Source organism: Pedobacter sp. SYSU D00535 (genome assembly GCF_017355855.1).
Taxonomy (GTDB): Bacteria; Bacteroidota; Bacteroidia; order Sphingobacteriales; family Sphingobacteriaceae; genus Desertivirga.
In genome coordinates this window covers 114910-138705 of record NZ_JAFEWD010000010.1, presented here as the reverse complement: position 1 = coordinate 138705, position 23796 = coordinate 114910, and the positions used below count along the sequence as shown (strand labels likewise).

The following is a 23796-nucleotide window of genomic DNA, read 5'->3' as shown; positions in this document are numbered from 1 at the left end:
CATCCCCAGGCCCTCGGAGCAGCATTGTCATTGAACAAGGCACTTCCATTACCCTAAAAAAGGCGAAGTGTCGTTCGACTACCTCGCAGCAGCTTTTAGGCCTGTGAAATGTAACATCCGCTATTTTTAGGATCACTCACTAGCACTCACATCCTTACTTTGCAGGTACTTCGATGGTACAACCCCAAACTCCGTTTTAAAAGACTTCACAAAGTTCCTCGCAGTTTTAAATCCTACTTTATACGAAACTTGTGAGATAGTGAAATCGCCTCTCTCGAGTAGCTGAACGGCTCGTTTCATTCGGTAAGATTTTAAAAACTCAAGCGGCGTCTTTCCTGTAAGATTAAATATTCTTTTATAAAGCGTTACTCTGCTTACATATAAAAGAACACTTAATTCATCTATCGAGAAGTTGGTATTCGAGATATTCTTTTCTATAATCTTAATGGCCTCCTGCAAAAACTTCTCATCTGCCGATTCGATTTCCACATCTGCAGGTTTTACCTCCACCTGTCGCTGGTAAGTCTTCCGAAACGATTCCTGCTGCTTGAGAAGGTTACGCAATTTGGTCTGCAGGATTTCAAAACTGAAGGGCTTCGTCATATAATCATTCGCTCCCGAGCCTAGTCCTTCCAGGTGGCTCTGTTCGCCAGTATTAGCGGTAAGTAAGACCACCGGAATATGTAGTGTCCGGTTGTCGTTCTTTATCTTTTTACAAAGTTCAATCCCATTCATTTCTGGCATTGATATATCCGTTACCACTATGCTGGGATGATAAAATAAGGCCTTCTGCCAGCCCTCCTTGCCATTGCCGGCCTCGATCACATTAAAATCTTCCTTCAGGTTGTCTTTTAAATAAAACCTAAAATCCGCATCATCTTCGACTATAAGTACAGTAAGTTTTTTAGTGGAGACCGGAGAATCTTCAGGTTTTACCAGCTCAACGGCTTCGCTGTCTCCTACTATTATTTCTTCCAGGGGTTCCTCAGTTTTAGCGTCGATTGTAGGACTGGCTGATGGTAAAAGTAGTGTAAAGCAACTACCAAGGTTTACCTCACTTTCTAGAAGAATATCGCCACCATGCAATCGTGCGAACTCTTTGGCTATTGATAAACCTATTCCACTTCCCTGGTTTATGATGGCGTCAGGTATTTCGTTCTGGAAAAAGCTTTCGAAAATCTTCGCTTGCTTGTCCCTTTCGATTCCAATTCCCGTATCCCGAACTTTTATTTCCAGCTGTTTGTCCGTTGTAATATCTACTGTGACACTTACCCTGCCGCCTTCAAGAGTAAATTTGAAAGCATTGGAGAGTAAGTTAAATAGGATACGCTCCACTTTATCCTGGTCAAACGAGATGACCAGTTCATCAAAAGCAGAGTTGAAGGTGAGCTGGATTTTTTTCTGTTCCGCTATGTCTTTAAAGGAAAAAGCAATTTCCTTTACAAACTTTACAATGTCGCCCGAGCGTTTCTGGAGCTTGAGTTCCTTAAGTTCCATTTTCCGGAAATCCAACAACTGGTTGACCAAATGCAGCAGTCGCCTTGCATTTCGCTTAATCACAGCAATTTGATCGAGGGTTTTAGGATTTTCCTGATTCTGTTTTAGCAGCTTTTCAATAGGAGCTAGTATGAGCGATAGCGGGGTCCGAAACTCATGACTGATATTTGTTAAAAACTTAATCTTCAAGGCATCCAGTTCTCTGTATCTCATCGCTTCGAGACGTTCCTGTTCAATCAGTCGTTTTGCTTCCGCCTTCTCCTGATCGATCACCCTTTGCATTTCTAAACGATCCTGCTCTGCTGCAAATTCGCTCTTCAACTTCCTTATACCCCTTTGTCTAATAAGATATAAGCAACCAAAAAAAGCGAGCGCATATAGCGTGTAGGCCCATGACGATTTGTAGAAAGGAGGAAGTACACGCACCCGGAGTTCAAGCGGATCCTCTGTCCAGCCTCCATCTGGAGATGACACTCTTACTTTAAAGGTATAATCGCCCGCGTCGAGATTGGTATATGTTGCTTTCCGTACACCGGTTTCAGCAGTAGTCCAGGTCCGGTCAAAACCCTCCATCATATATTGATGTTTTACTTTGTGCGGCTCCAGGTAGTTTAAGGCAGCGAAGGCTATCGTGAAAACGTTCTGATGACTTTTTAAAATCAGCTCTTTAGTGTCCAATATCGATTGGTCAAGAACTACGTCACCATCAATAACTTCCCCAACCTTAACTGACTTGTTAAACAATTGCAGGTCGGTTATGAATAAGGGACTTCTGTTTTTATTGATCTTGATTTTAGCCGGATCAAAGATGTTAAAGCCGTCGGCGCCTCCAAAAACGAGCTCACCGGACTTTAGTTTAAGGGAAGCAGCTCTATTAAATTCCTTTCCCTGAAGTCCGTCACTTTCATCAAAATTGGTAAACTTCAGCGCGAATTCGCGCCCGTATTGTACGGATGCCTTTGATAAGCCATTAGACGTGCTAATCCAAAAATTCCCTCCCTTATCACTTTCCAACTCCTGAATATTATTATCTGGGAGACCGTCCGCCACAGAATAATTAGCAAACTTCTTCGCTCGGGGATTATAAATACTCAAACCCTCTCTCGTTCCTATCCAAATATTCCCTTTGCTATCTTCGCGAAGACAATTGATGGAATTGTGAACTAAGCTATTCCCGTTTTCCCCACGGTTGACAACGTGAAAAAACTTGCCCGAATTATAGGGCAGAACACTCAGTCCATAGCCGGTACCAATCCATATATTTCTTCGCGAATCTTCGAGGATACAAAAAATATAGTTTGAATTGAGGTGTCCCCCTTGTACGTTGAAGGCCTTAAAGCGCTTAGTGTCCTTGTCAAAGAGATTTAAGCCCCCACCCATCGTAGTAATCCAAAAGCGACCTGAAGAATCTTCTAAAATTGCCGAAATCCTGTTGTCGCTTATACTTGTAGCATCCGTCGGGTTGTGCTTGAAGTGATGAAATTTCGTTCCGTCGAAATAATCAAGACCGCCCGAGTAAGTTCCAACCCATAGCTTCCCGGCTTTATCAAAATACGTACACACGACAGCATCATGTGCCAAACTATTGGGATCTGATGGTACATGCTGGTAGGTCTTAAATGTCTGCAGCTTCCTATTATAATGGGTCAAACCTTTCCCATTTGTAGCTATCCAGAGATTGCCAGCCCTATCCTCAACAAAGTCGTTTATATCGTTATAAACTAAACTATTAGGAGATCTGGAATGTTTTACCAGTCCAAACTTTACAATTCCGGGATGGAAATAATTTACTCCACGTTTATACGTACCTACCCATAGTGTACCCAGGTCGTCGTAATAAATAGAGGACAAGTTATTCTGACTAATGCTTTTTTCGTTGTCCTCCTGGTTAAAAATGTAGCCGACCTTTCGGTTTGCCTTATCTATAATGTTCAAGCCGCCATGGTCTGTGGCAATCCAAATCTTTTTATTTGCATCCTCGATAATACCTGAGACAATGTTTGAGCTCAGACGATAAGGAAACGAAGTTTTATTTATCGTCTTGACGGTTCCTGAAAGTTTATCGACATAAAACACTCCCTGGGAAAACATACTGTCGTACACCCATAGGTCCCCTTCACTGTCGATAAAGATCTTATAGGTATCGTTTTTGATTTTTATTTGCTTGCTTACCAGCTGGACCCGTTGTACCGCCTGCTCCGTTTTTCGATCTATCCTTTCCAATAAGCCATCAACATGTATTAGCCAGGGCTCATCGTTGGGGCCAAATCTGAGATCAATAATTGGGGATGAAGAAATGGTAGTCCTGTCCCGGAGAATATGTTTGATGTAGCTTGTAGTTTGCCTTCTAGGATCGAAGCGATATAGCCCGGTCTTGCCGGAAATAAACCAGAAGTTATTTGACTTATCTTTCCTTACCACCTTTATCGTGTTATCGGGAATGCTTAGTTTTCGGAGTTCCTGGTCAACCCGAGGGGTAAAGCGATCCGTTTTAGGGTCATAAACATGAACGCCGACTCTACTCTCTACCCACATCTTTCCTCCTGGACCCTCGTTAATACTCCGAATATCGTTGTCTCCAACAGTAGTAGAATCAGAGGATTTATGTTGATAAAGCTTGAATGAAAAACCGTCAAAACGGGCTAAGCCAGCCACAGTACCGAACCAAATGAATCCTTTTTGGTCCTTATAAATGCAATTAATCTGATTATGAGGAAGTCCGTCTCTAACTGTCAGATGAGAAAACTGATAGCCGCCCTGCTGGGCCAGAACAAGAGCAGGTGTAACTATACACGCTAAAAAAAAGATAAATCTCGAAAACATAATTCAGGTTATACTTTATTCCGAAGACAGATTCCATCACCTGTAGCAATAATTGGTATACGCGATAATACACCAACGGTTACCGATCGTCTTCATTGCAAAAAAGAAAATATGTACGGACAGCCTTGCTGTCCTTCTTTATCAAATTTTCAAACGCAACACCTTCCCCACTCTCCGGAAAGTTGAAAGGAACGGAAGTCTATCTTCATGCATCATCAAAACTAAGGTCAAACTACTGACGCTTTTGATAAAAACTATGCAGGTAAATGTTAAGCTGATGGGTTGTAGACAAGGCCCTGTGCTTCCTATAAAAAAAGCAGGACCTTTGGGAGAGGCCTGCCTTGCTATATAACCAATTATTGAGGAGGGACATTGTGTTGATGGAACTGGGGGGCCGTCCAAAAGGACGGCCGACTAGCTCGAAAAAACTGTCTCGGTGGAAAATGTTGAATTTCAGAAAAGTGGCCCTTACTAGCGTTCTTTGGTAATGATTGCGGTCCATCCTCCACCGGGAGAAAGTTGGATCCGCATTTTGGCCTCTTTTGAAATAGTGGAGGTCTTCAGTATATAATCTTCGCCGTTGCGGTCTGCGTTGATGCCGTCTGCAAATACTTCAGCTTTGTGCACCCCGTTGCCAAGGAAGGAAAGATCAAGTTCCAAATAGCGGGGAGTCCAGTTTGTAAGTGCACCCACGTACCAGATGTCTCCTTTCCTCCTCGCGACTGCAACAAACTCTCCGACTTTTCCAGCGAGTGGTACGGTTTCGTCAAAGACAGTAGGAATTCTACTTATATATGTGCAGGTTTCCTGCTCTTTAATATACTCAGTAGGACTATCTGCAAGCATCTGGAGCGGAGCTTCATATGCCACGTACATAGCTACCTGATGTGCTCTGGTACCATGACTCATGGGTCTCGAATTGGAGGGATAGAAGTTCCCCTTAGTGACATTGCGAAGTGCTCCTGGCGTATAATCCATCGGCCCTGCCAGCATTCGGATAAAAGAAACAGTCACATCGTAAAGAGGAACATCGTCATTGGGCGCCCATTTTGAATTTTCCAAGCCCTTCACGCCTTCGTAGTTTACCACATTGGGGTAGGTTCGCTGAAGACCATCAGGTTTATAAACGCCATGTAAATCAATCAGCAGCTTATGCTCTGCTGCTTTTTGGGCGATGATATAAGTAGAGTTGGTCATCACCTGATCATCCCGATCGAGGAAATCTATCTTAAAACCCTTTATCCCCAACTTCGAGTATTTTTCAAAAGCATTGTCCAGGTCTTTCCACAACGCTCGCCAGGAAGCCCAAAGAATTAAGCCAACATCTTTGCTTCTCCCGTATTCAACTAACTCGGAAACAGAAACCTCAGGATTTAGCTTGTTAAGATCTGTGGGATCACTCCAACCCTCATCCAAGACAACGTACTCCAATTTGTTGGCTGCGGCAAAGTCTATATAATATTTATAAGTAGCATTATTTATACCTGCCCGAAAGTCAACGCCGGTAATATTCCAATCGTTCCACCACTCCCATGCTACTTTCCCCGGCCGAATCCAAGAAGGATCGGAAATCCGCGAGGGCTCTGCTAACTTCTGTACCATATCATTATTTAGCAGATCTTTATCTGCTCTGGTTATTACTACCGCCCGCCAGGGGAATTTCACTGGTCCATTCACCTTGGCGATATAGTTAGCTCTTCTTATGGGAACGGAATTAAATAGCCTGTATCCTCCAGGCTCCTCCTGTTCCGGATATCCGGCAAACCGGGCACTTAAAGAATTAGCTCTCCCCTTTACTACAAGCATACCCGGATAATTTTCTAAGTTCACATCAAGCACCGCTGCTTTCAGGTCATTTCCCAGATCGACCAGCAAAGGAAGAAAAGCTAGAGAGTCGCGGTGTAACTCCGAAAGCTTCTGTCGAGTATATAACGCCTCGAAAGAATGGAGATACTTGTCACCCTTCACGCGTGGATCATTAACATAAGGAATAAATACCTTATGGTCAGACCCGAAATTAAATTCAGCCGTTTCAGAAGTAACATTATATGCCGTTAAATTTTTGCTTACCAGCCGATAGGCCGCACCGTCGTTATAAACCCTTACCTGCAACCCAAATCCGCCGTCAAAGTCGAGTGTAAGAAGATTATAGACGTCCTGGACACTCTTTTTCTTATAGACCGGCGTCTCAAAGGAACTGGCTACTTTTTGCACTGCTGCCTTTAAAACCTTCGGATACCGTCCAATGATCTGACCATTGCTGAGGCGCAATTGGATAGCTGATGGGAGAATAATCGCTTTTCCATCAGAGTGTATACTCCATGTCATTGTTTCCTCTAGCGCTAATTTCACTACGATTCTCTTATCAGGCGACTTCACCAAATACCCCTTAGCTTTTCCAAATGAGCAAGTAAAAGCGAGCAGAAACAGAGAAAATGTTATAAAAAGAGATTTAGACTTCATACTACTTATAGAGTTTCAGGGTCCTGGCTTCTTTCTGAAAAATAGTCTCGGGAGCATTATAGTACCTGAGAAAGTTGTTGGCGGAAGCATGACCTTTATAAGGCGCGTAAAATTCCGTAGTCCCGTCCTGATGTTTATAACCTGCATTCCTCCAAAGCAGCACGTAGGCCATCTTATGATCCCGAAGAGCGGGCTGAAGTACTTGCGTAAACCAGTCGGAATAGGGTATTTTATTAAATCCGATCTCTCCAACTGCTGCAAGTTTATTTCTTTCCCTCGCAACATCGTCAATTACAGACAACGAGTGCTTTAATTTAGTGACAAACGCCGTGTCTACCGCCTGGCTGCTGTGCTGATAAGTGTCAAATGATAAGACGTCAACAAACTCATCTCCCGGGTAGCGTTCTAGAAACTCCGTTTTGGTCCCAAATTCTGTACCCGTATTATATACGATGATCAGATTGTGCAGTTGCTTATCCTGTCTTAAATAGTTAACCGTAAATCGAAACAGGCGTATGTATTCCTCCGCAGTGCAGGTTTTTGCTCCCCACCAAAACCAGTGCCCCGTCAGCTCATGGAAAGGCCTGAAGAGGATCGGTATGGATTCCCCTTTTTTTCCCTTTAGATCAGACAAGAAAACTGCCACTCTATCTAATTGCTGTAAGAATACTTCATGTTTTGTTCCTCCGGGGAGGATCGAGGCAACTGATCCTGGAGCAGCGTCCCAGGCTGACTTACCCGTTAGTGGGTTATTTCCATGCCAGCTGAGTGTGATGACACCTCCTCGTGAGTATCCCTTTTTAATGAAGCTCTTCATTTTGTCGAAAGGTACGCTGTCAAGATTCAAATCTGCGCCGATCTCAAGATGTCCCAGTTCCCACCCGTACAAGCTGGGGTAATCACCCACAACATCTTTTATATCTGATTTGCCCTTTTGGTATTTCCAGTTTACTCCGTAAGCCAGGGCATCCTGATGCCCTAGCAGGTAACCCTTTTGCCGGATTTTGAATAAGTTCGAGAACAGCGCAACTGTTTCCTTTGTAGCCCCAGGATCTGAAAGACGAGGCTGTGCATTTAGTACTGACCAAATAGCCAATACCATAATTAAAAGTGTGTATTTTAATTTCATAGTGTTAATTCTTAAACATCCCGCCCTCACTGTTAAAGTCAAACCTAGTCTCGCTTATTTTTCTGAACGAAAATAGAGCAAGGGAACAGCGAAATCGTTTAATACTAATGATCCAAATGTTAAGAGAGCCTTCCCGAAGCCGATCAGAGAAGGAAATATTATAAATATTAAGAACAACCTCTAAACTTCTTAAACGAAGAAGTGGGTTGCTAGATAGAGTCTTACTGCAGTACACCTGTTGCTACAGATGGCAGGCCAAACAAGTTCTGACAGGGGTTATCACTATTGAAATAGAAATGGAGACCCAACGACTTCGCTACCGGCCCAATATGCTGTAAGAACAAGTGGTAGTTGGCTATTAAATCTGCTGATGAAATATATTTGAACTCGTCGAGGGCTACGTGAAGTTCCTCAAGGGTCATGGCGGCTTGTGTCTGACCGCAGCTAAGAATATTTTCAGTAAGAATTGCTTTTTGCTCGCCGGACAAGCCCATGTAGAAGCATTTAGCTAGATGACACTCATATCCCGTGTAAGTTGATCGAGCTTCGGGACGTTCTAAAATAAACAGGTCGAATGCCCTGAACGCAACAAAATCAAAGAGTGAATAGGAGTACCTATTTGAGAAGTCTGATGTAAAATGCGTCCTTAACCTGTAGAATATAGGTGTAAAGTTGTAACAAACCGTTTTAATGCCCGCTTTTGCAATATTCACGAGGCTCTGTTCATATTTCCATAAAAAATCATCCCAGTCCGAACTTTTTAGCTTTATACTCTGGTGAACAATCAGGTTATCTACAATGCACCATTGTTGCCCCTCCCTTAGCATCCGTTCATATTCTGCTTCAATGTCTTCTAACGACCAGATCTCTCCGGGAGGAATATGTCGCAAAGAACTAATAGATGTTTGAGTATCCTCATACTGAAAATGTAAGGGATAATTAGGGATATTATATACAGCGTTTAACATCGTGGTAAATTTGAATCTACCGACTTGGAACATTTATAGGCTCGTCGGTAGGTATTGGTTATTCAACTAGAAATTAAATGGATAATACGTCCATCATCACTAGTAAGTCATCTTCAAGTTTGATTGAATGATTGTTGATTGCTTCCTCAATATCTGTCAGACAAACTTTGTTGGCTTGAATCCCCACCATTTTCCGACTTTCGCCAGCAATAAGGGCTTTAACAGCCGCGTAGCCAAGCCGACTAGCTAGTACTCTGTCGAAGCTTGTTGGGGAACCCCCGCGTTGTAAGTGGCCTAGAATAGTCACCTTAATGTCGTAGAAACCAAATTTATCTTTTACTCTCCTCGCTATATTATAAGCTCCGCCGTTCTTCTCACCTTCAGCAATAATTACAATACTAGACGTTTTGTTACTGGTAGCCCCTTCTTCAAGCTTTGCAATCAGTTCATCAATCGCAGTGTCCTTCTCTGGAAGTAGGATGGCTTCAGCCCCTCCGGCAATTCCCGCATGCAAGGCAATACATCCTGAGTCCCGACCCATTACCTCTACAAAAAACAATCGATCGTGAGAGGCAGCCGTATCTCTAATTTTATCTATGGCCTCAATCACCGTGTTTGTAGCTGTGTCATATCCGATGGTGTAGTCTGTACCGAAGAGGTCATTATCAATAGTTCCTGGTATTCCAATAATGGGGATATCAAATTCGCGAGATAACAATTCCGCACCTGTAAACGTCCCATCCCCTCCTATTGCCACCAATGCATCGATACCCGCATCTTTAATATTTTTGAAAGCAAAAGCTCTCCCCTCTTTAGTTTTGAAGTCTACACAGCGAGCAGTCTTCAGTATTGTTCCCCCCTGCTGAATGATATGACAGACAGAACGAGCGTCCATGTGGATGAAGTTTTTATCAATCATCCCCTGATATCCATGTCTGATACCAACAACTTCAATCCCTGAATAAATACTTGTCCGAACTACTGCCCTTACACAGGCGTTCATTCCAGGCGCATCACCGCCAGAGGTAAATACCCCGATTTTCTTAATATTCTCGTTGTTACGGTGAGTCCTAGCCTTAAAGGTATTGCCAGCTTCACTCCGGTTATTAATTGAATTCATTTTATACGAATAGGACCTCTTTAATGAACAAGGCCTTTTTGCTTGCCATCTTTACAAAAACTATTTTCTCAATTGTCCCCTTTAGACCTGCGCAAAAGTATGCTCCAGGACTGCGGCTATCATTTATAGTTAGGGCCGCAAATGTTAAATTCTCCTGAAGAAGCAGGTTACATTGTTAGCAAAGCGGGCCAAGCTGAGCTCAATTTGATTGGACAGAAATGTATTAGCCTCAAGTTTCTAAAGAAGGAGGAATTTCTCCTTAAGCAAAAGAGTCCGCCAGTAGGAGAAAAAGTCGGTTGTGATGAGCACAACCGACAGAAAGTCTTTGGTCATCTATACTCAGTACCACCATTTGAGTGATGACTGTTATTTTAAAGAAGGCATTTCATCCAATGTTATAACATAGGAGTGATTCATAATTTTCCTCCAGATAGTTAGACTATTATGTGTGCGTTGTCTGGTGTAATCTCCGTACCAGGTCATAAACCAGGACCAACCGGCAGCATCTGCTACCAAATTATCGGGATCAGGGTTTGAACCGCACTCTGTTATAGCTACCATTTTTTTGCCACCGTAAAGTGCATTCATATTATTGAATTCAATGGACTGGGAAGTATGGTCTCCCTGCTTATAAATATCCCTTCCCACTATATCCACATAACTATCCCCGGGGTACCAGGCATCGTCGTTGGGCTCGCGTGTCCAAACCCAGATCATATTCTTCAACCCGTGATAATTCACCATCCGATCATACATCACCTGATAAAGCTTCTTACAAGCCTCCGGACCTTTAGCTCCCCACCAAAACCAACCGCCTGCTGCTTCGTGCAAAGGCCTCCAGATAACTGGGACGTTTTGGCTCTGTAACTCTTTAAGGAGCCCCGAGATGTGATCTATATCACTCATCATTGCGTTATATTCAGGAGAGCCCGGAGAAAATATCTTCGAAACATCGAAAGTGGTTTTATCGGCATAAAATTCTTCAGTTTGACGGGAAGGATCTCTCCAGTGCCAAACATAAACGGGAATACCATTCCGATCCCACCAGGTCTTAGCATCACGAATGCTCGTACGATCATCGTACCATGTATAACCTCGGTTAGCATGCATAAAATCTAAGCCCATAATAGCTGGCTCCTTTCCTGTGTTTTGCTTCAACCAATTAGTCTCATCAAAACTATTTAAAGTCATTACGCCTGAGAGGATCTTCTTCCCGTAGTTATTCCGCAGGAATTGATACACGTTATTAGCTTGTGCAGTCGCCCCTACAGTTACCAGGGAGGTATTTATATTGAATCGGCTCGCCGGGTCAATCTCTTCTAGCCTTAAGAAATCAACTTGGATATACCCCCAGGAATTGTTGATAGCGATTGTATGGGTTCCTGCAGTGAGTTTAAATGAATTGACGACTTTATAGTCGACGTAAGCAGTATTAAAGGGGGTAGTGAAATTAGAGGAAACCCCGTCAATTGCTACAATATTGGTCTTTTCTCCGTGAGGTGAGGCAGCATTGAGGTAAACATTGTAATATCCATCAGCCGGGATACTGACTTGAAAGGATATACTTCCGGAGTTTTGCTCGACAAAAAAACCTCCAGACCGGTTAGCATCGGCCACTGCAACTGCTCCACCTGCTAATGTCCCTTTCTCAGCCTCTAATATCGGCCCAGAAAGCGGAGGAGTTGTCGTCCCCCCACCCGGCTTCGCTGAAATTGATTCGTTTAATTGTTCTGCATCTGAAGTTTCTTCCTTTTGACAACCTACGAGTAGCATCTGAAAAAAGAGGAAGCCAAGGAGAAGGCTTTTAAGATTTTGTACTTTCATAATGTTATAATTTATAGTTGTTAATTGGTGGCTAGTTTCGCGTCTAATGAGACATGAACCGCATTTAAACTGAATAAAAGGCTGCGATTCTACACCTGCTGGAATTCCAGGAAAAGGTCTCTATAGGAGAATCTGGAATCCGGTTTTAATCGGTTGTCAGGTCAAAAGTAGAGGGGGAAAAAGGTGCTATTTGTTTAGAAAGTACGCTGAGAATGTAAAACTGGTGGGGAAACTAACAAATGGACGTGGCAAGAATAGGTTTACAAAAAGAACGTCGGTTCGAAAATCGATGTCTAGATTTAGGTATTCGGGTAAATTCAAAGGATCAACTGCAGCTATTAGATCTTCTGGGTAGGCAGGTTTCCCCCTCAACAAAGTCATACCAAAACTATTCTTAGTTAGCGAAGTTATTGGCTAAAAGAGAAGAACTATGGACAACCCTAATTGGAGAGGTAATCCTGATTCAGACAGGATCAGCTTACATCAAGACTATGAAGTCCGTTACTGGACACATAAATGGAACATATCGAAGGAGCAATTGAAAGAAGCACATGATAAAGCAGGCAGTAGCGTGGTAAGAAAGATTCACGATGCGCTGTGCGAGCTTGGATATATGCAACCGAAGAACCTGGAGGCATAATGTGATTTACCCTAACAGGGATGTACTCGCCTGCTGCCCGCTCAGCAGGCTTTTTGATTGAAATATGGCACTTGACAAGTACAAGCAGAAACGTGATTTGAGTAAAAGTTCAGAGCCCACTGGTGGCAAAAGCGACTCAGACAAGCTTGTATTTGTGGTACAAAAGCACGCGGCATCGCACCTTCATTATGATTTCCGTCTGGAGCTGAGAGGCATTTTGAAGAGCTGGGCGATCCCAAAAGGCCCTTCTTTAAATCCCAGCGATCATCGGTTGGCACAAGAGGTCGAAGACCATCCCTTCGATTACAAGGACTTCGAAGGTAGCATTCCGGAAGGCCAGTACGGGGGTGGGACCGCCATCATCTGGGACCAGGGAACCTATGAACCGGCCGAAAAGATCAAAGGGAAAAAGGAGCAGGAACACTGGCTCCTCTCCCACTATTATAAAAACAGTCTGCACATCGTTCTGAAGGGCAAAAAACTTAAAGGGGAATTCTTGCTCGTCAGAAACAGGGAAAAGGGAGAAAACGCTTGGCTGCTATCGAAGGTAAAGGATAAGCACGCTTCCGACAAAGACGTTAGAGACAAGGACAAATCGGTGGTTTCGGGACTTAGCATTGAAGAAATGGCGGAGAATATAAGTGCTCCGGCGTGGCAAAGCAACCGGAGCAAGGCAAAGCCCCCCGGGAGTAAGAAGAAAACAGGTTCAATCAGTAATGACAGCAGCTCTGAACCCACTTTTCCGGGGGCTATTAAACCAATGCTAGCGACGCTGAACCGGGAGGTCGAAAATCGTTCAGAGTTTTTATATGAAGTCAAGTGGGACGGCTATCGAATCATCAGCTACGTAAAAGATGGTAGGGTACGCCTGGGGTCGCGAAGTAATTTAGACTATACAAAAAAGTATCCTGTTGTTGTGCAGGCATTGGAGGATCTAGGACATGAGGTGATATTAGACGGAGAAATGGTGGTATTCAACGAAGAAGGCGCACCGGATTTTGATGCGCTGCAATTGTACAACGGGGATACTCGCCCGATCTACTACTGTGTATTTGACCTCCTTTGGATGGACGGCCACAACCTGATGGATTTACCTTTGATACAAAGAAAGGCGCTTTTGGAGGCGCTTTTGAATGGTAACCAGATCTTGCGGTTCAGCAAATCGTATGAGTATGGCGAGATGCTCTACCAGGAGATGCTGGAAAAAGGCTGGGAAGGGATCATCGCCAAACGAAAGCACAGTCCGTATATACCGGGGGAGCGCGGAGAAAACTGGTTGAAGGTGCCCACGCAAAAGCGACAGGAGTTTGTTATCGGAGGCTGGGCAGAGTCGGAGAAAGGACGCTTGTTCCGGTCCTTGCTTTTTGGCGCTTATAATAAAGACGGTGGATTAGAGTGGATAGGTCGTTCTGGAGGAGGCTACAAAGAGAAAGATATGCCTGCCATATTGAAGATGCTAAAAGCAATTGAAGTGCCTCACTCTCCTTTTATCAATCCCGTCCTCGATACCAAAGGGGCCACTATCCATTATGTAAAACCAGAGCTCGTAGCCAACTTTGCCTTTGCTACCTGGACGAAATCAGGAAGGATTCGAAAGCCCGCGACTTTTCTTGGCTTTCGGCAGGATAAGGATCCAAGATCGGTTGTACGGGAGATTCCGCAGGAAGAGCTGAGCACAGACAAAACTTCGGTTAAAGACATAGAAACCGCTCAAAATACACCCACCTCTTCGGAAGAACACCTGTACCTGAATGAAGACAGCAACTGGAAAAAGCTGGATAAGATGGAGATCGAGGATCAACATGACCTGCCGGTGGAGGGAGTGCCTGTCACAGTTCACAACCTTGCTAAAGTTCTATGGAAAGACGAGGGTGTCCGCAAGGCAGATCTTTTGAGCTACTATGCATCGATATCGACTTATATTTTGCCGTATCTAAGAAACCGACCTCTTTCTTTGTACCTGAAGCATATCGCTCCAACTGCCCCCGGGGTGTACATTAAGGACATGGAAGGCCGGCAACCTGAGTTTGCAGAAATCTTTTGTACTGAACGAAAGCATAAAAAAAGAGGGAAAAGAAGTACAATTGACTACCTCATTTGCAATAACACCGCCACTCTTTTATATGCAATCAACCTTGGCGCTATTGACTTAAATCCCTGGTCATCTACATCTATAAACCCTGAGTATCCGGATTACATAACGATTGATTTGGATCCCTCAGACGAGGACTTCGCGAAAGCCGTCGAAACTGGATTAGTTACCAGAGAATTATTAAACGAACTGAAGATAACAAGCTTCATTAAAACCTCCGGTAAAACCGGATTACATATTTTCATCCCCTGTTCGGGGTTTGATTTTCGGTTGGCGCGAAAAATTGGTAGCAGTATTTGTGACGAAGTCCAGCGGCGCATACCAGAAATAACAACACGTGAGCGATCTGTTGAAAAAAGAGGTGATCTACTATATATTGACGATAGTCAGAACGACTTCGCTGATACTATAGCTTCTGTCTATTCGGTTAGGCCTTATCACCTGCCCACAGTTTCTACCCCCTTGGAATGGAAAGAAGTAAATTACAAACTGAACCCTGCAGATTTTACGTTGAAAAATATCATAAAAAGAATAAAGCAGAAGGGAGATCTTTTTGCAGGACTATTTGATCAAAAGGTAATAGCATTAAACAACGACCGTCTGCGAGTTCTTTTGCATGATTCTTTCTAAAATCAATCCTTTGATGTTGAGAAGGACCAACCTCGCACGTTCTGAATAAATTCGAGCTTTATTAGCTTTTGTCTTATCTCCTCCGGAAGTTTTTCTGGCTCATCTGTACCGTAAAAGGAACTGGTGGTTGTGATGTGGTGTTCCATATGAAGTAAGTATTGAAGAAAACGGTCGAACTCCTCGTTACTTAACTCTCGGATAATTTCAATAAAAGCAGATTTAACCGCGGGCGTTATTGGAGGGGTTGCACCGTTTGCAGCCTCGTTTAATTCCTGGCTCGCTGCCTCTGGTATCCTTTCGCTTATTTTACCTATTACGTATCCTACGTCGACCATTTGAACTTAGTTTATAACTGAAATATCAGATAAGTATGGATTGTTTTGATGTGTTAATCAGGGTTGATATCGCTTCAAGATCTCACGTGATTCAATTCGTCCAACTCTCCCGGTTAAGTTGGTTAAGACTCTAGACCGGGTGAAACTTTGATGATGCATCAATTGAAAGTTGATACTAGGTAAAGTTGCCCTCTTTTTTGAATCTAGAACGCGCTTCTTCTCACAGACAAGCAACAAAATTGTTAAATTTTTCCTTATTAGATCACTTCGGCAGATTGCCTCATTTGGCTGCGATAGAGGCAAAATATTTGAGCGCGGGCGAGCGAGGCAAGGCTTTGCGGCAAAAAAATACTAACCGGAGCGAAGCGGAGGTTTGGAGATTTTTTTGTTGAAACCTGAAGGGCACGGCCTTGCTCGCTGAAGAGGTATAACTTTGCCTCAGCAAAAGCCAAAATGAAGTTTCGAGGGGTGATTTTTATCTTGACTTGAATTTTGTGATTCTTAATTTCCTTTCAAAAAAGATAAGTTAGGACTGCGGAAAATGATGGCGCTTATATTATTTCTGCATTCTCCACCCGTCATCATACAACACAAAATTAGCCTTATGGCTGCCCTTTTCATCCAGCTTCCTTTTTGACAGCTTCGCAAACGGAGTAACGTTCTTATAAGAGGTCGTATATTCCACCACAGCCTTTTTATCACCATCTGACATCTGTATACCGGTAACTTCTTCTATAGCCTCATCAGCTATTTTAACCCTTTGTATATTATCTTTTTTATCCTCTTCTGTTTGCGGGACCAGGTACGTCTTTCCTCTTTCCGTGAACGTGATCAGCGGTTTTCCCGCATCCCCTAAACTTTGCGTCCGTTGGACAGTTAAAAGACCTTCGCTCTCCAATCCCGCATCAAGCATTCTTTTAGCGTACATAGGGTCTGAAACAAATATATTGTAGGTAGCAGACTGGGATTGATGGCTCTCTTGCAAGAGTTTCAAGGCTTTCTCACGATCTAACTTTTCCGATGAGCAGGATACAATTATAAAGATTGGTAGTAAGCAGGTTAGAATATTTTTCATATAAGTAGGTTTATGGAATAACTAAGATATAGAATTGTGCTTTTATTAAAAAATGCATGAAAATTAAAGAAGCCCTCTCGGGCTCCTGGATTACGACAAAGACAATTTTCGCTTACGCGATTGCTTTTGCTTCGGCTGCTCCGGGTCGGCATCCTTCTTTTGGGCTTGCTTTTGAGAGGCTTTTTCTCCGGTTGATTCAGACTTTCCGTAAATCTGAACGTTCTGCCTTCTTACAGAATGCATCTTCTGATCGTAAACGTTTATGTTCTTGAATTGCGGGACGGCTTCGATGAAGAACTTCAGCTCTTTTTCACCCTGCTTCATCGTCACTTGCTGCACATTTCCTTTTTCGAGGGACTCCAGGAGTTGTTTCTTTTGTTCGGGATCAGCAAGTTCCTTAATAGGAAAATTACCCAAGGTCTTTTCCAGATCGTAGCCGTAATGCTCGTTGAACTGTTTTAATTTGTGATTGCCTTTATCATCCGCATTCTCAAAATCCAGTTTGAGCCATGCGCTGTACTTTTGCCCCTCTTTGTTCATGAGGTCTTTGAAAACGGATCGGCCTTCCAAGAGATTAAACGCCTCCTTTGCTGTAATGCCGTTCCCTTTATTCACATAAAAGGATTGGCTTTTTTCTTCCTCCGGTTTTCCGTTCTGCAGTTTAGCATCCATTCGGTTGAAGAAATACATTTCTGTGGAATCAGATTTTTTGAAATGGAGGGTGTAATTCATCTTGTTATTGAAATGAGGAATCTGCAGCTGGAGCTGGAATTCTCCTTTTTGTTGTTCAATGTTTTTCTTCAGCTCCTCGTTAAGTTTGTCTCCGAATCCAAAATACTTTAAGCTGGATTGAAGGAATTCTAAATTTTGCGTATTCATAGATGTTATTGATTTTGAGTATTGAATGTCTTTATCCTCATGCTGCGCTGGTTTGACATCTAAAATTTTTTTCAGGTGATAGATAGCGTCTGACACATACCCGGTTTCTATTATCTCCCAGGCGGAGGTATTATCATGAGCATACTGCAGGGCATCCAGATGGCTGGAAAAGCAGTTTACATCCCACTTTCCCTTAATGACTGAGTCGGGGGCGTATGCAAACCACTTTTTCCCCTGCGAGTACTCACTTTCAAAATAGTCGCGCAGATTAGCAGCGTTTTCATGATCGAATTCCATCTTCTATTGCTTTATTAATCGCGCCTTACCATTTTCCTTTGCTTTCACTTTTAAGTACAAATTTCGGGCTCCGTTCTTTTCGTAAATCTCCGTGAATAGTGCCTGGCCTTTCGCAAGTGGAAACTTGTCGAAGGTGAATACATAAAGTCCCGAGCCTCCGGCTGTGATAGTATTTTTTGATTCTCCAATGGCTTGCGTTGGATAGATTTCCCGCTCCTGGGTAACTGTCCTTTTCGTGGTTTTGAGATCCCGGACGTAGAAGCGGACGAAATCGAGATCATAGTTAATGCTGGAATTGTTCTCGATTTTTAGTTTATAAAAGAGAGTATTTCCCAACACTGATATCTGTCCGAGTTCGGCTTTTACTCTGCTCTTTCTGTCGCTGCTCACTACATTTCGGACTCTACCTGATGCTAGTTTTGAGCTGACTTCTTCTTCTGGCGTTTCCCGTCGGGCATCTGCTGCTACAGTTTCCTGGCTGTTAGCCAAACGATAAAACCGACCAGCCCGGCCATAAGAGAAGGCGACGGGGAAATGATAATCTTCCCCGTCTTCTGTTGTTATACGAATCTGGGAGGGGAGAAAGCCTTTTGAGGCTTTAACAGTAAGCACATTATCACCTTTAACAGCAGCAATGAGATGACGACCGGCGTTTACCGGGTTGGCAATCCTCGCAGGAAATTCTATTGCAGTTGTTTTATTGTGGCTGACATAAACAGTATCCTGAGCGCTGACTAGATTCGCTATGCAGATCAATGTCAGCATTATTAGTGATTTGAATGTTTTCATAGCTGATGAATTAGTTTCGTTGACTATTATCTCTGAGGAGCAGCTGATATCCCGCCTTCAACTTCACTCGTACCTGTTTGACTTTGCGACTGAACAAACCTTTTGCGGCTTGAACTCCTGCACCGGCTACCTGTGCAGATACAGAGGGATCCATTGTCATGATCTGCAAACTTTGCACTGCTTCCTCGACTCCCTTTTTCGATGCATCACGCGTTATTGCTCCCGGAATGTATAGACCTTCCAGCCCGTCAAGATCAAAGGCAGAAAGAGAGACCGGAAGAATGGAATTTTTATAGCGGAGAGTGGGGATATCGATCTTTAAACGCTCATCATCAATAGAAGCAATCCCGTAAACAAACTCGTTTCTCGGAATTAGCGTACCTCTAACGTAAATGCTGTCCAGCAAACGCAATTTTATTACAGAACCGGCTACAATTTCCTGATCCTGGTGAATGGTTGCTCCAATGGCGTTTCCGCTGATTTCCGCATATTGGGCATTAATATTTCGGGCCAGAGCATACAGACCTTGTTTCTCCTCCTGGCCGTCTGCTACATGAACAGAAAAAGTTCCGGTTGATCTCTCCATTAAATTCTCCTTTTGTTTTTCTCGCACCCTTGATGGATTTTGAATTTCAAGTACCTTTTCGAGTATAGAGTTTAGTTGAGCCATTTCCTTATCATCCTCATTCCCTTCCTGTAAGCTTTGCATTAAGTTTTCAAGCCGGTTTACGTCTGCACCCATATTGGAAGCTTGTTGATTGGCAGCGATGCGAGTTGTGGAGTAAGGTTCTCCCGACGATTGTGTAGTTCGGTTCAATTCAGTGGTGATTTGTGCCAGCTTTTCGTTGATCTTCTGTTCGTTGGGATCAACCGCGCCTGCGTCTTCGGGAAACGCAAGCCCTTTAAAAACTGATTCTTCATCAGCGTTTGCCGACTCTCTCGCTGAAATCTGGTAGATGCTGAATTTATCATTCTTCTCCTCCAGGTTGAACTTTGCATCCGGAAGATCCGTGTTAAATCCTTCTTTTGACTGCTTCGCCAGGTCTTTGTCAGGCATTCCTTTTCCTCCTCCTAATGCCCAGAAGGCCATCGTCATAAAGGGAAATACCAGTAGTGGCAACACCATTAAAAATTTCCGTTTCCTTAGCGTTTCCGCCGATAGTTGCTTTTTCATAGCTATTGATTTTAAATGATTAATTATTGGATTGAATGGAAGATGAGATACAAGCTTATGGCGCCAAAAAAGGCGCTGATAACAAGCAGGAAAATTTCTTTCTGAACTTTCGAGAAATTTGCTGTTTTAACATTCAGCCATCCGGCTATCGAAAGTTGAAGTTTAATAATCTTTTCAGCGATTCTTTGAGCCAGGTCTTCCTGCTTGCGGCTTAGCTTTTGGTCATTAAGGTTTTTCACAAATAGCATGACTACTGGTTTTGAGCGGTAGTATCCCTGTTATTTATCGTCTTCCAGCGCTCGATGAGAAATCCATGCGGATTGTTATCGGATCTGGTGACGTTTCTGAGAAATCCTTCCGTGATCAGAATTCTTGTAGCAGTAGATGTGGCTCTGATCAGTTTTTGAGTAGCGAAACACCGGAAGAAATAAGGGTACTGATTGACATCCAACTGGACACTGTCTACCTGGATCTCCTGGCTGATATTGGCGGAAATTAAGTTGGAATAATAGCCGTTCTCCTTCAGATTATCGTATTGAGACTTAGCAGAGCCGTCGGCAAGGTATATCGCCTTACTTATGTTTCCTTCTATCACTTTATCGTCCGGGTCGAGAGAAAAGAAATACTCATGGAAAGTTTTCACGTGATCTTTCGCTTCTACCTGAATATTATCCTTTCTTTCCGCTGCAATCGCTTCCAGAATTTTTCCGTTGGCCAGAATGTAGATCCGGCTTTGAGCTGTCGAAATTGCCTGATAGCTTTTTACAAGGGAGAAGCCTGCAATAAGCATGCAGACTAAAACCATTATGATACTGAAGGTCCTGACGTGTCGGAACGCTGTATCGATATTTTTGAGTTGTTGAAACATGGTATTGATGTTTTAGAGGTTAATTTCCTGAAAGCTTATCGTGCTGGAATTTTGAGGAATTGTCTTTCCCGTTCTGGAAATACCCGGATGAATTTGAAAAGGCTGCCGTTCCCTGTGTCATCCTTCCTCTTTGATCTCCAAGAGTATCTGCTATCATTCCAGAACCAGAGCTTGCGGTTGATAGTACACTGTTAGTGGTATTGCTGACCAGGCTGTTTACTTTTTGAAGAAGTGCATTTCCTCCGCCTGCATGAACTATATAGTTGGCTATACTCGGGACTGTGAAATAGCCTATGATTCCAATGACCATAAAAATCAGGTAGGCCGTATCGGTCGAGCTGAAGAATGTATCGCCGGAGCCTTCAACCTGTGAAATATCCAGCTTCAGCATGTTTTCCTGAATTTTCCCGAGAATGGAACCGAAGATATTGGATACCGGCAGCCAAAGGAAAACATTCACGTATCGGGCGATCCAAACCGTTAGCGTATGCTGGAATCCATCATACACTGCGAACCCAAAAACCAGAGGCCCGAGGATTGCCAGTACAATGAGATAAAAAGTTCTTATTGTATTTATGCATAGAGCGGCGGCTTCGTATAAAACTTGCAGGACTTCGCTCATCCACTGCTTGATGGAGTTTCTGAAATTGTAAGACTGCTTATCCATCCAGAACCTGATGTCGTTGCCAATGCTTTCGAACACTCCTTCCTCCTCACCGGAGTTATCGGGATGGGTGTACTTGTACCACTTATCGCGGTCGCCAGAGCCGTCTTCACCCACATACATTTTCCAGGTGTCGCTATTCTTAATCGCATCCGCTTTTTTCTTTAGTAGAGCAGCAATCGCTTTATTGGAATCTTTAACCATACCACCGGTAGCGGATACAATAGGTCGGAGAACGCCATTCATCATTGATAGTACCGCAGGGAAAAGTATTACCGCCATTCCCAGAGCAAAGGGTCGGAGCAGCGGGTAGAAGTCGATTGGCTCCGCAGCTGCGATTTGCCTCCATACTCTGGCTCCGATGTACCATAGCGCCGCAAATCCGGCTATTCCTCGGGCGACACCAATGAGTTTACTACAAAGGGGAATCATATCGTCGTACACCTGATCCAGCACAGATTGCAGGCCCTGGATATCGGTCGCTGTACCTTGACCAAAGGACTTTTGAGGCAAAGCCATCCCTGTAATCATCAAAATGATGATTAAAATTTTCAACGTTTTCATAATGTCAGCTTATTGATTTATCTGATAGAGCTTTTTGCTTGTCGCGATATCCTGCTTTTCTCTGGTTCTTTGAATCACCAGAATATTCGTCTTCCTATTGAAGTCCCGGAGGAATTGGAGCTTATCTTCTGTATCAGCAAAGATTCGGTCGATTGCTTCTAATCGTTCATCATCGCTCATGCTAAGTTTTGAGGCGGTAATAACGGTAGCAAGCTCATCCAGATTTTGCAGGGTCTGATTAAACAGGTTGGCATATACGTCTCCCAGATAGTTAATCTCTGACGAGCTAAATGTTCCGCTGTTTTTGAACTGGTTAAAGGCCTGACGGTATTCCTTTACAATATTCTTTTGGTGATTGATGATATCCGGCACACGCTTATAATTCTTGATAGCAGGATTTACAGCCAGCAGGCGACTTATAAAAGCATCGTGCAGATTGAAATTCCCCTCCGAAATATCCTTGATGGCAGTATAGCCTTTGCTGACTATCTCATAACCTTTCTTCATGTCTGTCAGGATATTCTTTAGCTGCGTCAGCTTCTCGTAGTTGAGTAATAATTGCTGCACTTCGACTGATTGTGCCTTTGCAGTAAAACTTGCTGCTATAGCAATGACTATCAATATCGCTTTCATGATAAGTTTAATTTGTTATTCCGTAGATCTTCTTGGAAACTGTACTATTCTGTTTTTCCTGCTCCCTCTGCAGATTCAGCACTTTTATCTGCCTTATGAAAGATTCAGTGAACTGGTATTTGTCACGCATGTCTGAATGAAGCTTATCAATACGTTTCAATCGTTCGTCGTCTTTCATTTCCAGTTCTCCTGAGCTTATCACCGCCAATAGATCCTCTACGTCCCTAGCGCAGTCTGAAAGGACTTTAGACCGTACGCTTTCGATATAGCTTTTGTCATTGCCCGACTTTATAGCCTCCCTGTTAAGGGAATTATACCCCTTGATAATCACTGCTTGCCAGGTAAGAATTTCCCGGATGTTTTTATTGTTCGCTACTGCAGGTTTCACAACTTTCAAGGATTCGAAAAATGCCGAGTGCAGGTCGAATTCTCCTTTTGTGAATCCTTCGATGGTTTTCAATCCTTTGTCGGCGATCTCGTAGCCCTTGCTCAAATGGTCCGCATACAGTTTTAAGGCTGCTAGTTGCTGTAACAGGTATTTCTTTTGTGTCTCTTTCTGTCTGAAGAACTCATCCCAAGTTTGAGCTTTAGCCATTGAGGAAAGAAGTATAAGAAGGAGGATTATTGAGACTCTCATATCAGTTAGAAATTTGCAGTCCATACAATCTTTGAACCTCCTGAATTTGCTTTTGCCCTTTTGCCCGCTGCAAGCTCATTAGGATATTGTTTGTATTGAATTGCTTCAGGTCGGTGTAATTTTCGTCGATCCGATCGGCAGCCTCATTTATCAGCTCCAGTCTTTTAGCATCAGTCATCTGAGTCTTGAAAGAGTTTATTATCAAAAGGATCTGGTCAAGGTTTTTGGCGCTTTCATTAAGAATCCCGGTGTAAACATCATACATATAGTCCAATTCCTCCGGCTTAAAATTTTTGTCCTGTCTGGCCAGGTACCAGGCTTTCTTATACTCCTCCACTAGAAAGAGCTGTTTTGTCGTGATTTCTTTAATTCGCTGGTAGTATGATATTGCAGATTTCACCTTCCATAGGTCTGTATAGTACTTACTGTAGAGCTCCCTTTGCCGCTCTGTCCATTGTGAGATTTCGGTGAGCTTCAATTTAGAAAGCTGATTTTCCATCACCTTCTGCGCATTTTGCAGCCAGATGGTCTCGTTCTGCATCCGTTGAATCTTCAGATCTACGGCTCTGATAACCTTTTTTACCCCAGCTTTTATGACTTCTAAAATTGCTACCTGTGCATTTGCATGTCCCACAGGCATAGACACCATCAGCACAATCATACTGGCTGGCATCAGAATCATTAGTTTCTTCATG

Annotated in this window: 19 protein-coding genes; 2 read left to right on the top strand and 17 right to left on the bottom strand. The window is 43.3% G+C overall.

Going from position 1 to position 23796, the window contains the following annotated elements; genetic code table 11:
• Positions 1–132: 132 nt before the first annotated feature.
• The 6 genes from J4N23_RS16795 to J4N23_RS16770 all read right to left on the bottom strand — a co-directional run bounded on the left by J4N23_RS16795 (position 133) and on the right by J4N23_RS16770 (position 11824).
• Entirely contained in the window at positions 133–4320 is a 4188-nt protein-coding gene (locus J4N23_RS16795; RefSeq protein WP_207428938.1) for a hybrid sensor histidine kinase/response regulator transcription factor, read from the bottom strand.
• 471 nt (positions 4321–4791) lie between these two features.
• Positions 4792–6783 (bottom strand): glycoside hydrolase family 97 protein, encoded by a 1992-nt coding sequence (locus J4N23_RS16790; RefSeq protein WP_207428937.1) that lies wholly within the window; start codon positions 6781–6783, stop codon positions 4792–4794.
• A gap of 1 nt (position 6784) precedes the next feature.
• Positions 6785–7912, bottom strand: coding sequence for a glycoside hydrolase family 26 protein (locus tag J4N23_RS16785; protein ID WP_207428936.1), 1128 nt, complete (start codon positions 7910–7912; stop codon positions 6785–6787).
• Positions 7913–8133: 221 nt separating this feature from the next.
• A complete protein-coding gene (locus tag J4N23_RS16780) occupies positions 8134–8880 on the bottom strand; it encodes a mannonate dehydratase (RefSeq protein ID WP_207428935.1) in 747 nt (248 codons plus the stop codon).
• Between the two features lie 73 nt (positions 8881–8953).
• Positions 8954–10000 carry a 6-phosphofructokinase gene (gene pfkA / locus J4N23_RS16775; protein ID WP_207428934.1) on the bottom strand — a complete coding sequence of 349 codons (1047 nt, stop codon included), beginning with the start codon at positions 9998–10000 and terminating at the stop codon, positions 8954–8956.
• Positions 10001–10366: 366 nt separating this feature from the next.
• Positions 10367–11824 carry a glycosyl hydrolase gene (locus tag J4N23_RS16770; protein ID WP_207428932.1) on the bottom strand — a complete coding sequence of 486 codons (1458 nt, stop codon included), beginning with the start codon at positions 11822–11824 and terminating at the stop codon, positions 10367–10369.
• Between the two features lie 430 nt (positions 11825–12254).
• Between J4N23_RS16770 and J4N23_RS16765 the strand changes: the two genes are divergently transcribed.
• Entirely contained in the window at positions 12255–12464 is a 210-nt protein-coding gene (locus J4N23_RS16765; protein WP_207428931.1) for a DUF3606 domain-containing protein, read from the top strand.
• Positions 12465–12528: 64 nt separating this feature from the next.
• Positions 12529–15186 (top strand): DNA ligase D, encoded by a 2658-nt coding sequence (gene ligD, locus J4N23_RS16760; protein WP_207428930.1) that lies wholly within the window; start codon positions 12529–12531, stop codon positions 15184–15186.
• Between the two features lie 2 nt (positions 15187–15188).
• Here the strand turns inward: ligD and J4N23_RS16755 are convergent, their stop codons facing one another.
• From J4N23_RS16755 to J4N23_RS16705, 11 genes are all read right to left on the bottom strand, one after another.
• Positions 15189–15521 (bottom strand): hypothetical protein, encoded by a 333-nt coding sequence (locus J4N23_RS16755; RefSeq protein ID WP_207428929.1) that lies wholly within the window; start codon positions 15519–15521, stop codon positions 15189–15191.
• Positions 15522–16077: 556 nt separating this feature from the next.
• The gene (locus tag J4N23_RS16750; RefSeq protein WP_207428928.1) at positions 16078–16596 is read right to left on the bottom strand and encodes a hypothetical protein; all 519 of its coding nucleotides are present in this window, start codon (positions 16594–16596) and stop codon (positions 16078–16080) included.
• A gap of 90 nt (positions 16597–16686) precedes the next feature.
• Positions 16687–17772, bottom strand: coding sequence for a hypothetical protein (locus J4N23_RS16745; protein WP_207428927.1), 1086 nt, complete (start codon positions 17770–17772; stop codon positions 16687–16689).
• 3 nt (positions 17773–17775) lie between these two features.
• On the bottom strand, positions 17776–18561 hold the full coding sequence (locus J4N23_RS16740; RefSeq protein ID WP_207428926.1) for a DUF4138 domain-containing protein: 786 nt from the start codon (positions 18559–18561) through the stop codon (positions 17776–17778).
• A gap of 10 nt (positions 18562–18571) precedes the next feature.
• Positions 18572–19735 (bottom strand): conjugative transposon protein TraM, encoded by a 1164-nt coding sequence (gene traM / locus J4N23_RS16735; protein ID WP_207428924.1) that lies wholly within the window; start codon positions 19733–19735, stop codon positions 18572–18574.
• A gap of 23 nt (positions 19736–19758) precedes the next feature.
• Positions 19759–19983 (bottom strand): hypothetical protein, encoded by a 225-nt coding sequence (locus J4N23_RS16730; protein WP_207428922.1) that lies wholly within the window; start codon positions 19981–19983, stop codon positions 19759–19761.
• A gap of 2 nt (positions 19984–19985) precedes the next feature.
• Positions 19986–20603, bottom strand: coding sequence for a conjugative transposon protein TraK (gene traK / locus J4N23_RS16725; protein ID WP_207428920.1), 618 nt, complete (start codon positions 20601–20603; stop codon positions 19986–19988).
• A 19-nt stretch (positions 20604–20622) separates the two neighbouring features.
• Entirely contained in the window at positions 20623–21831 is a 1209-nt protein-coding gene (gene traJ, locus J4N23_RS16720; RefSeq protein WP_207428918.1) for a conjugative transposon protein TraJ, read from the bottom strand.
• A 9-nt stretch (positions 21832–21840) separates the two neighbouring features.
• On the bottom strand, positions 21841–22464 hold the full coding sequence (locus tag J4N23_RS16715; protein ID WP_207428916.1) for a TerB family tellurite resistance protein: 624 nt from the start codon (positions 22462–22464) through the stop codon (positions 21841–21843).
• 7 nt (positions 22465–22471) lie between these two features.
• Complete coding sequence (locus J4N23_RS16710; RefSeq protein ID WP_207428914.1) at positions 22472–23059, bottom strand: hypothetical protein; 588 nt, start codon at positions 23057–23059, stop codon at positions 22472–22474.
• A 43-nt stretch (positions 23060–23102) separates the two neighbouring features.
• Positions 23103–23795 (bottom strand): conjugal transfer protein TraI, encoded by a 693-nt coding sequence (locus J4N23_RS16705; RefSeq protein WP_207428913.1) that lies wholly within the window; start codon positions 23793–23795, stop codon positions 23103–23105.
• Between the last annotated feature and the right edge of the window lies 1 nt (position 23796).